This is a genomic window from Flavobacterium magnesitis (assembly GCF_041729735.1).
In the GTDB taxonomy this organism is placed as follows: Bacteria; Bacteroidota; Bacteroidia; order Flavobacteriales; family Flavobacteriaceae; genus Flavobacterium; species Flavobacterium magnesitis.
Window position 1 is genome coordinate 1 of record NZ_JBCFQK010000010.1, and the last position, 12,860, is coordinate 12,860.

At 31.6% G+C, this 12,860-nt stretch carries 13 protein-coding genes; 1 reads left to right on the plus strand and 12 read right to left on the minus strand.

Annotation, left to right across the window (positions count from 1 at the left end; genetic code table 11):
* Positions 1–799, plus strand: a 799-nt coding sequence (locus AAGV33_RS08240) for a transketolase family protein (RefSeq protein ID WP_373391494.1), incomplete at its 5' end; no start/stop codon positions are given.
* A gap of 57 nt (positions 800–856) precedes the next feature.
* Here AAGV33_RS08240 and AAGV33_RS08245 read toward each other — a convergent pair.
* The 12 genes from AAGV33_RS08245 to AAGV33_RS08300 form a co-directional block, all read right to left on the minus strand.
* Positions 857–1,561: a response regulator transcription factor gene (locus AAGV33_RS08245; RefSeq protein ID WP_373391495.1), complete on the minus strand. Its 705-nt coding sequence runs from the start codon at positions 1,559–1,561 to the stop codon at positions 857–859.
* 3 nt (positions 1,562–1,564) lie between these two features.
* Positions 1,565–3,151 (minus strand): sensor histidine kinase, encoded by a 1,587-nt coding sequence (locus tag AAGV33_RS08250; protein ID WP_373391496.1) that lies wholly within the window; start codon positions 3,149–3,151, stop codon positions 1,565–1,567.
* A gap of 71 nt (positions 3,152–3,222) precedes the next feature.
* Positions 3,223–3,807 (minus strand): dephospho-CoA kinase, encoded by a 585-nt coding sequence (gene coaE, locus AAGV33_RS08255; protein ID WP_373391497.1) that lies wholly within the window; start codon positions 3,805–3,807, stop codon positions 3,223–3,225.
* Positions 3,808–3,809: 2 nt separating this feature from the next.
* Positions 3,810–4,808 (minus strand): glycosyltransferase family 2 protein, encoded by a 999-nt coding sequence (locus AAGV33_RS08260; RefSeq protein WP_373391498.1) that lies wholly within the window; start codon positions 4,806–4,808, stop codon positions 3,810–3,812.
* 153 nt (positions 4,809–4,961) lie between these two features.
* The gene (gene fabV / locus AAGV33_RS08265) at positions 4,962–6,152 is read right to left on the minus strand and encodes an enoyl-ACP reductase FabV (protein WP_373391499.1); all 1,191 of its coding nucleotides are present in this window, start codon (positions 6,150–6,152) and stop codon (positions 4,962–4,964) included.
* A 102-nt stretch (positions 6,153–6,254) separates the two neighbouring features.
* Positions 6,255–7,907, minus strand: coding sequence for a DNA repair protein RecN (recN, locus tag AAGV33_RS08270; RefSeq protein ID WP_373391500.1), 1,653 nt, complete (start codon positions 7,905–7,907; stop codon positions 6,255–6,257).
* 54 nt (positions 7,908–7,961) lie between these two features.
* On the minus strand, positions 7,962–8,846 hold the full coding sequence (gene porD, locus AAGV33_RS08275; protein ID WP_373391501.1) for a type IX secretion system protein PorD: 885 nt from the start codon (positions 8,844–8,846) through the stop codon (positions 7,962–7,964).
* The gene (coaBC, locus tag AAGV33_RS08280; protein WP_373391502.1) at positions 8,839–10,050 is read right to left on the minus strand and encodes a bifunctional phosphopantothenoylcysteine decarboxylase/phosphopantothenate--cysteine ligase CoaBC; all 1,212 of its coding nucleotides are present in this window, start codon (positions 10,048–10,050) and stop codon (positions 8,839–8,841) included. Before coaBC ends, porD begins: the two co-directional genes overlap by 8 nt.
* Before the next feature lie 6 nt (positions 10,051–10,056).
* Complete coding sequence (locus AAGV33_RS08285; RefSeq protein WP_373391503.1) at positions 10,057–10,374, minus strand: DNA-directed RNA polymerase subunit omega; 318 nt, start codon at positions 10,372–10,374, stop codon at positions 10,057–10,059.
* 9 nt (positions 10,375–10,383) lie between these two features.
* A complete protein-coding gene (locus AAGV33_RS08290) occupies positions 10,384–11,178 on the minus strand; it encodes an outer membrane protein assembly factor BamD (protein WP_373391504.1) in 795 nt (264 codons plus the stop codon).
* A gap of 134 nt (positions 11,179–11,312) precedes the next feature.
* A complete protein-coding gene (gene dapA / locus AAGV33_RS08295) occupies positions 11,313–12,194 on the minus strand; it encodes a 4-hydroxy-tetrahydrodipicolinate synthase (RefSeq protein WP_373391505.1) in 882 nt (293 codons plus the stop codon).
* Between the two features lie 9 nt (positions 12,195–12,203).
* The gene (locus tag AAGV33_RS08300) at positions 12,204–12,722 is read right to left on the minus strand and encodes a DUF6913 domain-containing protein (RefSeq protein ID WP_373391506.1); all 519 of its coding nucleotides are present in this window, start codon (positions 12,720–12,722) and stop codon (positions 12,204–12,206) included.
* Positions 12,723–12,860: the final 138 nt, after the last annotated feature.

Here is a 12,860-nt window from a genome sequence, read left to right on the forward strand (position 1 = left end):
ACGTTTTTTCCAAATCGGAATTGCTGAGGCAAACATGATTGGAATTGCTGCTGGATTAACTATTGGTGGAAAAATTCCTTTTACAGGAACTTTTGCTAACTTTTCTACAGGAAGAGTTTACGACCAAATCCGTCAATCGGTTGCTTATTCTGATAAAAACGTAAAAATCTGTGCTTCTCACGCTGGATTAACTTTAGGAGAAGATGGAGCTACACACCAAATCCTTGAAGACATCGGTTTGATGAAAATGTTACCAGGAATGACTGTAATCAACACTTGTGACCACAACCAAACAAAAGCAGCTACAATTGCATTAGCCGATCACCATGGCCCTGCTTACTTGCGTTTTGGACGTCCGGTTGTACCTAACTTTACTCCTGCTGACGAGCCTTTCATCATTGGAAAAGCAATTATGCTAAACGAAGGTACTGATGTAACTATTGTTGCTACAGGTCACTTGGTTTGGGAAGCTTTAATTGCTGCTGAGAAATTAGAAGAAAAAGGAATTTCTGCTGAAGTAATCAACATCCACACGATTAAACCATTAGATGCAGAAGCTATTTTAAAATCGGTAGCTAAAACAAAATGTATCGTAACAGCTGAAGAGCACAACTACCTTGGTGGTCTTGGAGAAAGCATTTCTGGTGTATTAGCATTAAACAATACTACTCCACAAGAATTTGTGGCTGTTCAAGATAGTTTTGGTGAGTCTGGAACTCCTGAGCAATTAATGGAAAAATACAAGCTAAACAATCAAGCTATTGTGGAAGCCGTAGAAAGAGTTATTAAAAGAAAATAATTTGATTCTGAATTATACAAAAAAAGCTTCGATTTCTATCGAAGCTTTTTTTATGCTTTATTTTTTCACTACTAATCGGAAACCTTCTCCGTGAATATTTAAAATTTCAACATCTTCGTCTAGTTTTAGATATTTTCTTAATTTAGCAATGTAAACATCCATACTTCTAGAAGTAAAATAGTTGTCATCTCTCCAAATTTTAGTCAAAGCCAATTCTCTTGGCATTAAATCATTTTCGTGAAGAATCAACATTTTTAATAATTCATTCTCTTTTGGAGATAATTTAACTGGCTCTTCACCAGCAAAACTCAAGAAACGCAATTTAGAGTTCAAATGGAACTTACCAATTGTAAATTCAAAAGGAACTTGTTCTGCTTTTACATCAGACGCTTTTCTTTGAATAATGGCTTTAATTTTCATTAATAAAACTTCTGAATCAAAAGGTTTATTTAAATAATCATCTGCTCCTGCTTTGTATCCTTTTAAAACATCTTCTTTCATTGATTTTGCAGTAAGAAAGATAATTGGCACTTCGGCACTTTTCTCTCTTATTTCTTTTGCCAATGTATACCCATCTTTATAAGGCATCATTACATCCAAAATACACAAATCATAAGAATCCTTTTTAAATTTCTCAAAACCTTCCATTCCATTTTTTGCTAATGTAACATCAAAGTCATTTAGCATCAAATAATCTTTTAGAACAGCTCCAAAATTTAAGTCATCTTCTACTAAGAGAATTTTTTTATTTATATTTTCCATATACTAATTTATTAGAGGTAATTTTATAATGAAGGTACTTCCTTTTCCCTTTTCGCTTTCTACATAAACTTGACCATTATGGTCTTCAACAATTCTTTTTACATAAGCTAAACCTAAACCATGTCCTTTAACATTATGTAAATCTCCAGTGTGCTCACGGTAAAACTTTTCAAAAACTCTTTTTTGAGCCACTTTACTCATTCCTAACCCTTGATCTTTTACTTTTATCAGAATCATATCTTTAATATTTTCTGTATAAATATCAATCTTAGGTGTCTCTGGCGAATATTTTATTGCATTTTCTAAAATGTTTACAATAACATTTGTAAAATGCACTTCGTTGATTAAAACTGTGGTTCTAGCTGCTTCAAAATGATTACTGATTTGTCCTTCTCTATCTTGCAAAATTAAATTTACATGTTCGATAGCATCATAAATCACTTCTTCAACATTGCTTGATCCTTTTTCTATATCGAGTTCTTTTTTCTCTAACTTAGAAATTCGCAATACATTTTCAACCTGAGCGTGCATTCGCTTATTTTCATCCCTGATCATTTGCAAATACCTGAAAACCTTTTCTTTGTCTTCAATAATTTTAGGGTTTTTTATAGCGTCTAAAGCTAAATTTATAGTAGCGATAGGCGTTTTAAACTCATGCGTCATATTATTGATAAAATCTGTTTTTATCTCTGAAATCTGACGTTGACGAATTAACTGATTCAATGCGCTTGTATATGCAATTAAAATAATTAATGTAAATACAATCGATAAAATGGTAATACTTATTAATTCTGACAGAATAAATTTTTTCTTGTTTGGAAAAGTAACTGACAAACGGTATTTCTCAACTCCTTCATTATCAGCAAGTATCGGAACAGTGTAAGTTGCTTCTTTATCAACTTGAAAATTATCCGATTTTATTTTTGTCTGAGTGCCATTACTTTGAATCCCAAATTCAAATTTTGTATCAACTCCATGTTCAACCAGCTCTTTCTTCAAAAGAGCTCTTAATTTTTCTTTTGAAATCCTTTCTTCAATAGATAATGTTGATGCGTAATCCTTGTATGAAATTTGCAATTGCGCTTTATTCAAAACATCCAGAGTTCCATCTTTATAATCCTTTAAATCAGGCAGTACACTCTTGTTTAAACCTGAATTGTCAACAACATTGTTGCTATTGTATACCTCAGTTAATCTTTTAGAACTGAAACTTTTAAATCCATCTGAATTAAATTTTTTATTAAATAATGATCCATTGTAATCGTATTTTTCAGATGAGATACTGTTTTTATAAACTATAGTTTTATTGGTTTTTGTATTTCTTTGCACAAATAAAATCTCTAATAAATCGCTTTTTTCAGGGATTTTACCCGTACTATCTTTTATTTGATTGATTTTATTATAAAAACTAAACTCTTCTTGCTTTTCAAGCTTATCAGCCACATTATCAATTACCTGAGTAACATGATATGTGAACTGTTCATCATTATTTTTAAATGAAGTATTAAACCAATACACCTGAACGAGTATAATCCCTATTAGAGACAAACTCATCAATAAAACAAGAAATTTAAAAAACAATTTATTCATCAAAACAAAATTAACTTTTTAACACTATAGTTGATAATGTATTAACCAAACATTAACACCTAGTTCTCTTATTAATTAATCGATAAAATTTTAAGAAATTCTTCGATTTTTATTTTAGCCAAATTAATATCCATATTTTCAACCACAAAATCACTTTTTGCAATACGTTGTTCATCGGTCCATTGAGCTTTGATTCGCTTCATCACCTGTTCTCTATTACTGCCATCTCTTTCTAAAACTCGAGAAATTCTAGTTTCTACAGGGGCGGTTACCGTTACAATGGTATCAAAATCAATATAACTCCCACTTTCGAATAAAATTGCCGACTCATATACTACAAATGGAGAATCAGTATGTTGTTCTAACCAATTTTTAAAATCTTTTTTAACCGCGGGATGCACAATAGCATTGAGCGCTTTCAGCTGGTCTGGATTATTAAATACAATTTCGGCTAACTTTGCTCGGTTCAATTGGTCTTCTTCAACAATATTTGTTCCAAACTTTTCTTGAATCGCTTCTAAAATTTCTTGCTGTTGCATTACTTTTTTACCAGCATCGTCAGCTATATAAACAGGAACGGCAAGCGAAGCTAAATAATTAGCAATAGTAGTTTTACCACTTCCTATTCCACCTGTTAATCCTATAATTTTTGACATAATTATTTTTTAAAAAACAAATAAGGAAAAGCTTCTTGTGGCTTTTTCTTTAAAATAATAATTTTAATATACGATTCTAAAAACCCTAAACCATAACCTAAAAACTGTTTCCAAACTGCTGTTACCGATAGATAACCTATTTTAATACTTCTATTTTTATAAGCTGAAACCATGAAAATCACAAAAAAATAAACACAATATAATTTAGCTAAAAAATCATAAGTAAAAATCAATAAAGCAATTGAGAGTGCTAACCCAATAACAAATACTGTTGGAAAAAAGAACGTTAATTTATTGTATTTAGGGTACCAACTATTTAAAATTGGTCGCGCTTTACCAAACTTATTTACCTGAACAGAAAATTTATCCCAATCAATTCTTCTTTTATGATATACGTAAGCTTTCGAAAAAAGTTTTGTTTCAAAACCTAAATTCCATAATCGAATGGATAAATCAGGATCTTCGCCTGGATGAATGTTTCCAAATCCTTTAGAAGTTTCAAATGCTTTACGGGAAATTCCCATGTTAAAACTACGGGGTTGAAACTTATCTATTTTTTCCGAACCACCTCTAATTCCGCCAGTAGTTAGGAAAGAAGTCATTGCAAAATTAATTGCCTTTTGAATATTCGAAAAACTATCTAATGCTCTGTCAGGACCGCCAAAACAGTCAACATAATTTGCTTTTAAAGCCTTGTCAACTTCTGTTAAATATTCGACAGGAATGATACAATCTGAATCAAAAATGATAAAATAATTACCTTTGGCCACTTTCATTCCATAGTTTCTAGAATCTCCAGGCCCTGAATTTTCTTTATAATAATAAGAAATGATCAATTTGCTTTTATACTGATTGACAACATCTTCACAGCGAATTGTAGAACCATCTTCTACAATTACAATTTCAAAATCTTCTTTATAATCTAATTTTGACAAACTTTCTAAAAGCTCATCAACTTCGTCTGGACGATTATATACGGGAATAACCAAAGAAAAATACATATTCTTAAAAGCGGTATTAATTATACAATATAAATGTAATATTTTAACAAAGATAGGCTTTAAACAATAATGCGCCTTATTTTAAATGCTTTTATACACTTAAAATAAGACGCATTACCAATAAATTATTCTTTATCTTTTTTCGAAATAAAATTAGGCGATACTTTCCACCTGAACCATTTCGTCGGCTTCAGCTTTGTAATCTACTCCAGCCAAATCAAAACCAAATAAATTATAGAAATCTTTTCTGTATCCTTCTAAATCTCCTATTTCAGCTAAATTTTCAGTAGTTGCTTGTTCCCATAATTGAGCCACTTGAGCCTGAACATCTTCACGCATTTCCCAATCGTCAATACGGATTCTACCTTTTTCATCTACAGGAACTTCTCCTCCCGTGTACAATCTTTGTTGGTACAAACGTTGAATTTGCTCAATACAACCTTCGTGAATTCCTTCTGCTTTCATTATTTTGTACAATAAAGAAATATACAAAGGAATTACCGGAATTGCTGAACTCGCCTGAGTCACCAATGCTTTGTTAACCGAAACATACGCTTTTCCGTTAATATCAGCTAAACTATCTGAAATTTCGAAAGCTGTAGCCTCCAAATGGTCTTTTGCGCGACCAATTGTTCCTTTTCTATAAACCGCCTCAGTAACTGATGGCCCAATATAAGAATAAGCAACAGTTGTAGCTCCAGGTGCTAATAAATTCTCTGCTTTTAAAGCATCAATCCACATAGCCCAGTCTTCACCTCCCATTACTGCAATTGTATTTTCGATATCATCACCACTGCATGGCTCTATAGTAACTTCAGAAACTTTTCCTGTATGAAAATCTACTGTTTTATTTGTAAAAGTACTTCCGATTGGTTTTAAAACCGAACGGTGCGTAACTCCCGTATTTGGATTGGTACGAACTGGAGAAGCTAAACTGTAAATAATTAAATCAATCTGACCTAAATCAGCTTTGATCAAGTCTAAAGTTTCTCTTTTTACTTCGTTCGAAAAAGCATCTCCATTGATACTTTTTGCATACAAACCTGCTTTTTGCGCTTCTTTTTCAAAAGCTGCAGAATTGTACCAACCTGGTGAAGCTGTTTTTCCAGCTACTGGTGGTTTTTCAAAAAACACTCCAATAGTTGCTGCATCAGAACCAAAAGCACTTGAAATTCTTGAAGCCAAACCAAAACCTGTAGAAGCACCGATTACCAATACTTTTTTAGCGCCATCAATAGCTCCTTTTGATTTAACATACTCAATTTGATTTTTAACACTTTGCTCACATCCAGCCGGGTGTGCTGTCAAGCAAATAAATCCTCTCATTCTAGGTTCTATGATCATAACGTATCAATAATTATATTTTTATTTATTTTTTTTAGCGAATAAAACAATGACATGTGCCGAAAAGGCTATCATTTTGGATGGCAAATATAGGGCATTTTTTTAGTTCAACAAGGCTTTTGCATGATTTAGAGCCGAATCAGAAACAATGGTTCCTGACAGCATTTGTGCAATTTCTACAACGCGTTCTTCATCAGTCAATAACTTTAATTCAGATTGTGTATCATCAGCTACTGTTGATTTAAACACTTTAAAATGCACATCACCTTTTGCTGCAATTTGTGGTAAATGAGTAATGGCGAAAATTTGCATTTTCTTGCTCATTTCTTTCATAATCTCTCCCATTTTGATAGCAATTTCCCCAGAAACTCCTGTGTCAATTTCATCAAAAATTAAGGTTGGTAATTTTGAATATTGGGCTAAAATAGCTTTTACTGCAAGCATAATTCTAGACATTTCTCCTCCCGAAGCTACTTTTTTCAGCAATCCAAAATCAGTACCTTTATTAGCCGAAAATAAAAATTGCAATTCATCTTTTCCATTAGCAAAATAACTTTCACCTTGCCTAACTTCAATATTAAAACGAACGTTTGGCATTCCTAAAGTAGCCAAAATAGCTATCATTTTTTCAGACAAAACAGGAATCGCCTCAATTCTATTATTATGAATAGTGGTTGCCAAAGCATCTAATCTTTCTGATTTTTCTTGAATTGTAGCATTCAAAAGCGTAATTTCTTCTTCAATATTCCCTAATTCAACCACTTCGTTTTCTAATTTGGTTTGAATTAACAACAACTCCTCTACAGTAAGCACCTGATGCTTTTTTTGCAAATTATAAATCAATTGTAACTTTTGATTGGTTTGTTCCAATTGTTCAGGATCGAAAACTATTTTTTCAGAATGACGATTCATTTCATCTGAAATATCGTCAAATTCGATGGCTAAACTTGTAATTCGTTCCAATAACTCTTGATATTCGGAAGAAAAAGGAGCTATTTTTTGAATCGCCGTTTTAATTTCTTTTAGATTACTTAAAACACCAAATTGCTCTTCATTGGCAATAGCCAATGATTTATCGATAGCTTCTTTGATGATTTCAACATTGTTGAGTTTTTCAAAAACACTTTCTAATTCTTCTTGTTCACCTGATTTTAATTGGGCAGTAAGCAATTCGTTCAATAAAAAAGTATGGTACTCTTGTTCTTTATTGGATTCGCTTTGTCTTTTAATGAGCGAATTCAATTGTGTTTTATCTGATTTGTAGCTTTTAAGAAGTGATTGGTAATCCGAAATAATTCCTGAATTTGCAGCAATAGCATCAATGATATCAAACTGAACATTCTCATCTGTCAATTCACGAGTTTGTTGCTGCGAATGAATATCCAATAAAAACACACCTAAATCCTGTAATTCTTGTAGGTTTACAGGACTATCATTAACAAAAGCACGCGATTTTCCCGAAGGAAGAATTTCTCTTCTTATGATGGTTTCGTTTTCAAAATCCAAATCATTAGCCTCAAAAAAAGCAGCTAAATTGTATTTTGAGATATCAAATTGTGCTTCAATAATACATTTTTCTTCTTTGTTTTTCAACGAAGTCAAATCGGCACGTTTTCCTAAAACCAATCCCAGCGCACCTAAAATAATGGATTTCCCTGCACCTGTTTCTCCAGTAATAATCGAAAATCCTTTAGAAAAATCAATAGTTAATTTCTCTATTAAAGCATAATTTTTTATAGATAGCGCAGTAATCATTAATTGTTTTTATTTATGTAGTTGTGGGAAGTAAATTTAAGAAATCAAAAATAACTAATATTTTAACATGGCCCATTTTGAAGAATTCATAGGCGAAATTTTATTTAAATTCTCAACTAAATCAGTAATTGTTATACTTGGTCCTCCTGAGAAAATAGATGCAACTTCATCTGATTTTGCATCAAAAAATACACGTGTCAAATAAGCATTAGGCTTTGAATTGTACAATTTATTTAGAGACAACAAAGCCGTTTTTATTTTTTCTTTTGCCAATTTCGAATTTTCAGTCATCATATCCAAACCTTGGTGGTAATCGAATACCGTTTTTCTAATTTCATTATAAGTGGGCGACAATAAATCAGTAATTAAAAAATAACGGTTTTGGTTACCATCTAACTGACTCCAACCTTTGTAATTGCTTTGTTGAGCAACGGTAGCAATGGTTTGTGCAGTTTGAAAATAAGGATCGCCAGATTTAAATTCGAATGTTTCCCGATCCATTCCAATAATCATATAAGTATAAAAGGAAATAACCGAAACCAAATTAGACTGAAACGAATTAACATTAAAAATTAAATTTTCAAATTCTGTGTAAGTAAAACCAAAATCCTTATCGTTAATATTCAATACCGGAGTTTCATAAGAAGAATTAAAAACAGGACGCGAGGATTGTACCTGAATAGTTGCCGTAAATTGGTCAGAACTATGCGACATCAAAGTAATATACATAGAACAATCAATCTTTTCTTGCTGTTTGTAACTTTGCTCCGTCCAATCGGTTTTATTTATAAACTCATTTAAAGAAGTTTCTAGTGTTTTATAAACTTGCTGGTTGGGATTACCCATTTTTTGAGCATTCACCGTAACTGTGCAATTCAATTGTTGTGCCTGAACAAAACCAAAGCTTAAAAACAAAAAGAGAACAACTATCTTATTCATAAAAATGGGCTATTACTTTATTTAAAATATCATCAGCAACCGCTTCTTTGGATTTTAACTCCATCGGCTCTATTTTAAAATCTTTATCAATAAAAGTAACTTTATTGGTTGTTTTTTGAAAACCAGCTCCTTCATCTTGCAAAGAATTTAAAACAATCAAATCTAAGTTTTTTTTCTGGATTTTAGCCTTCGCATTCTCAATTTCATTCCCAGTTTCTAAAGCAAAACCAATTAAAAATTGCTGTTTTTTAGCTTTTCCTAATGATAATAAGATATCTTTTGTTTTTTCGAGTTCGATAACAAAATGATCTTCAGCTTTTTTTATTTTTTGTTCCGCTACATTTTTGGGTTTATAATCTGCAACTGCTGCAGCTGCGATTGCTACATCTACATCAACATAATAGTGATGGCAAGCATCATACATTTCTTGTGCCGAAACTACTTTAATCACTTTTATCAAAGAATGATTTGCAACACAATGTGTTGGTCCAGTAACCAAAATAACCGAAGCGCCTAAATTAGCCGCACTTTTTGCAATATCAAACCCCATTTTTCCAGAAGAATGATTCCCAACAAAACGCACTGGATCGATAGCTTCGTAAGTGGGACCAGCTGTAATTAATATTTTTTTACCTTTTAGGGGCAACTTGCTTTCTAAATCGGCTTCAAGGAAAGCAATGATGTTTTCAGGTTCAGCCATTCTTCCTTCACCAGATAAACCGCTGGCTAATTCTCCGCTTTCGGCAGGAATAATGGTATTTCCAAATTGTTCTAAAGCTGTAAAACTAGAAAGTGTAGAAGGATGTTTGTACATGTCTAAATCCATTGCTGGAGCAAAATAAACAGGACATTTTGCCGATAAATAAGTCGCAATAAGTAGATTGTCGCAAGTACCGTTTGCCATTTTAGACATGGTATTCGCCGTTGCAGGTGCAATAAGCATTAAATCAGCCCAAAGCCCTAATTCTACGTGATTATTCCATTTTTCATCTTCTTCGTCTTGATTAAAAAATGTGGAATAAACTGGATTTTTAGATAAGGTGGATAAGGTAAGTGGAGTTACAAAATCCTTAGAAGCAGGTGTCATTATCACTTGGACATGTGCACCTGCTTTTATAAAAAGTCGTACTAAAGACGCTGTTTTATAGGCGGCAATTCCGCCAGAAACTCCTAGCAAAATCTTTTTACCGCTTAAAACTGACATAGTATTTTATTTATTTGATTCTCTGTGATAAATTTTACCATCTAACCATTCTTGTACTGCTAAAGCATGTGGTTTAGGTAATTTTTCATAGAATTTAGAAACCTCGATTTGTTCTTTATTTTCAAAAACTTCTTCAAGACTGTCATTATATGTAGCAAATTCTTCCAATTTTTCAGTCAATTCTTTTTTAATTTCAGAATTGATTTGGTTTGCTCTTTTAGCCATAATGGTAATTGCTTCATACACATTTCCAGTAGGTTGCTCAATATGCGTTTTATTATACGTAATTGTATTTACTGGAGCATTCGTCTTTTTTAAATCCATGACTTTTATTTATTTAGTATATTTTTGTAATTCTTGTTCAACACGAGCATACATCTCGTCTGCTTTTTCTTTATATTTTGTATCAGTATTGAATTTTATCAAATTTTGATACGATGTTTTTGCAACATTCAATCGCTCTTGCATTTTTTCAGGTACACTATTAATCCCTAATTGGTATGCTGAATCTAATTTGTAATACAATGCATCTTCTTTGAATTTAGTTCCAGGATAATCTATAATAAAATTATCAAAAGCAACTATTGCTGATTTATAATCAGAGATGGTATTGTAACTTTTAGCATTTTCGTATACTTTCAATTCAATTTTTTCAGATAATAACTTTGTTAAACCATTTGCCTCAGCTAAATATTCTGAATTTGGAAACCGATCAATAAAGGCTTGTAATTTTTCAATTGCTTTAAAAGTATCTGCTTGATCTAAACTATATGTTGGTGACAAAATAGCATAACTTTTAGCTCCTAAAAAAGAAGCTTCTTGAATTTTTGCACTTTTTGGATATCCAGATGCAAAACTTTCAAACTGATAAGCTGCTAAATAATATTGCTTTGTTTTATAATATGACTGAGCATACATGTAAAACAATTTTTCTGCCTGAGGTTTTCCTCTGAATTCTGGAGCTATTTGTTCAAAAAGACGAAGTGCTTTTGAGTATTTAGCCTGTGCATACAAAGTATCTGCCATAGCAAATTTCACCGCAACATTTTCACTTTTTAAAGCTTTTTGGTATTCATTACATGAACTAAAAAGAACAACAAGAAGCAATAAGGATACAATTTTTTTCATTATTTTGTTTGTTTTTCTAATACAGGCTAACTAAAGCCTATAAAAAATCATACCAAGTTTCGGTGGCAAATTTAGTTATTAATTTAGCGACTACAAAATATTTCTTAGCTTAAAAAAATACTTGCAAAAAGCTTCTATTTATCTATTTTTTGTACAAATTCGTTTATTCTGTTTTGCAAATCTTCATCTACACTTACTAATGGCAAACGCACTGTATTATCAGCAATTCCTAAAGCCTGAAATACTTGTTTGATTCCCGCTGGATTTCCTTGTTCGAAAATCATATCGATACAATCAGATAATAAATATTGAGATTTAAAAGCTTCATCGACTTTACGATTCAAACCTAAACGAATCATTTCTGAAAATTCTTTTGGAAAACCTTGAGCAATAACCGAAATCACTCCAGAACCACCAGCTAAAACTGTTGCCAGCGCCGTCATATCATCACCAGAAATCACATGAAAATCTTTTGGTTTGTCTTTTAATAATTGCATGGCTTGAACAATATCACCCGCTGCTTCTTTAATAGCAACAATATTTTTAAAATCATTTGCTAAACGCAAAACAGTTTTAGGCAACATATTACTTGATGTTCTACCAGGAACATTATATACAATTACAGGAATTGGAGAAGTCTCAGCAATAGCTTTAAAATGTTGATAAATTCCTTCTTGTGATGGTTTATTATAATAAGGAGAAACGGAAAGAATAGCCACATAAGGAGACATATCTCTTGTTTTCAATTCCTCAACTAACTTCATCGTATTATTACCTCCTACTCCTAAAACCAATGGTAAACGACCATTATTAGCTTCAATAACGGTTTGAATAACTAATTCTTTTTCGTCATTGCTAAGTGTTGCATTCTCTGCAGTAGTTCCTAAAATAACCAGATATTCCACTCCACCATCCACAGAAAAGTTTACCACTCTTTTTAACGCTTCGGTATCGATTGAAAAATCTTCTTTGAAAGGAGTCACTAGAGCAACACCAGTTCCTATTAATGATTGCATGTTTTTAAATTATATTTTGTTTAATATTTTTAAATACTTAAATAATTCTTGGACAAAAACTTTATAATTTTCCAGATTAGTATTAATCATAAAATTATTCAAACGCTTGTCTATTGTTGAAAAACCAACTTTAAATTTAGCTTTCGATTCGTGAGTAACCACAAGCAAAATTGCCTTTTTAACATCATAATAACTCACTAACAAATCAAATTCCTTAGCGATAAAATCATTAACCGCTTGGTTTTTAATTTGTGCTTTCCAATTTAAATGGCTGGATTCTAATTTTGTTACAGTAGTTGCTAAATTTACATTTGATTTACTTTTATAAACCAGTAATTCAATGTTTTCTTTTGCAATTCCGTTTGCTGTAAATTCTTCAATTAAAAATTGAGTATTAGCAAAATGACTTTCATCTACAATTAATCCTATTGTTTTTATATTACCAGAAAACAAGCTACTTTTTACATTAAGTAAGCTGTTTTTTAATATTTTCTTTATCGAAAATCCTTTTAAGTAATTTAAAAACATAACTTATCCTTATTGGTAAACAAAATTAATTAATTAAGTCACACTATAGCTGGCAAATCTAAAAAAGTATAACGATGATTTGAAACTTTTTGTTAAATTCTTAACACTTATTTTCGAATACAAATAGTAGAATTAATT

Bases quoted from the DNA above. Each gene is read 5' to 3' on its own strand.
- AAGV33_RS08285 (WP_373391503.1), bottom strand. From the start codon at position 10,374: ATGGATTTAAAAAAGACGAATGCTCCAGTAAATACAATTACGTATAAT.
- AAGV33_RS08250 (WP_373391496.1), bottom strand. From the start codon at position 3,151: ATGAATAAATTGTTTTTTAAATTTCTTGTTTTATTGATGAGTTTGTCT.
- AAGV33_RS08300 (WP_373391506.1), bottom strand. From the start codon at position 12,722: ATGTTTTTAAATTACTTAAAAGGATTTTCGATAAAGAAAATATTAAAA.
- AAGV33_RS08245 (WP_373391495.1), bottom strand. From the start codon at position 1,561: ATGGAAAATATAAATAAAAAAATTCTCTTAGTAGAAGATGACTTAAAT.
- coaBC (WP_373391502.1), bottom strand. From the start codon at position 10,050: ATGTCAGTTTTAAGCGGTAAAAAGATTTTGCTAGGAGTTTCTGGCGGA.
- fabV (WP_373391499.1), bottom strand. From the start codon at position 6,152: ATGATCATAGAACCTAGAATGAGAGGATTTATTTGCTTGACAGCACAC.
- AAGV33_RS08290 (WP_373391504.1), bottom strand. From the start codon at position 11,178: ATGAAAAAAATTGTATCCTTATTGCTTCTTGTTGTTCTTTTTAGTTCA.
- porD (WP_373391501.1), bottom strand. From the start codon at position 8,846: ATGAATAAGATAGTTGTTCTCTTTTTGTTTTTAAGCTTTGGTTTTGTT.
- dapA (WP_373391505.1), bottom strand. From the start codon at position 12,194: ATGCAATCATTAATAGGAACTGGTGTTGCTCTAGTGACTCCTTTCAAA.
- coaE (WP_373391497.1), bottom strand. From the start codon at position 3,807: ATGTCAAAAATTATAGGATTAACAGGTGGAATAGGAAGTGGTAAAACT.
- AAGV33_RS08260 (WP_373391498.1), bottom strand. From the start codon at position 4,808: ATGTATTTTTCTTTGGTTATTCCCGTATATAATCGTCCAGACGAAGTT.
- recN (WP_373391500.1), bottom strand. From the start codon at position 7,907: ATGATTACTGCGCTATCTATAAAAAATTATGCTTTAATAGAGAAATTA.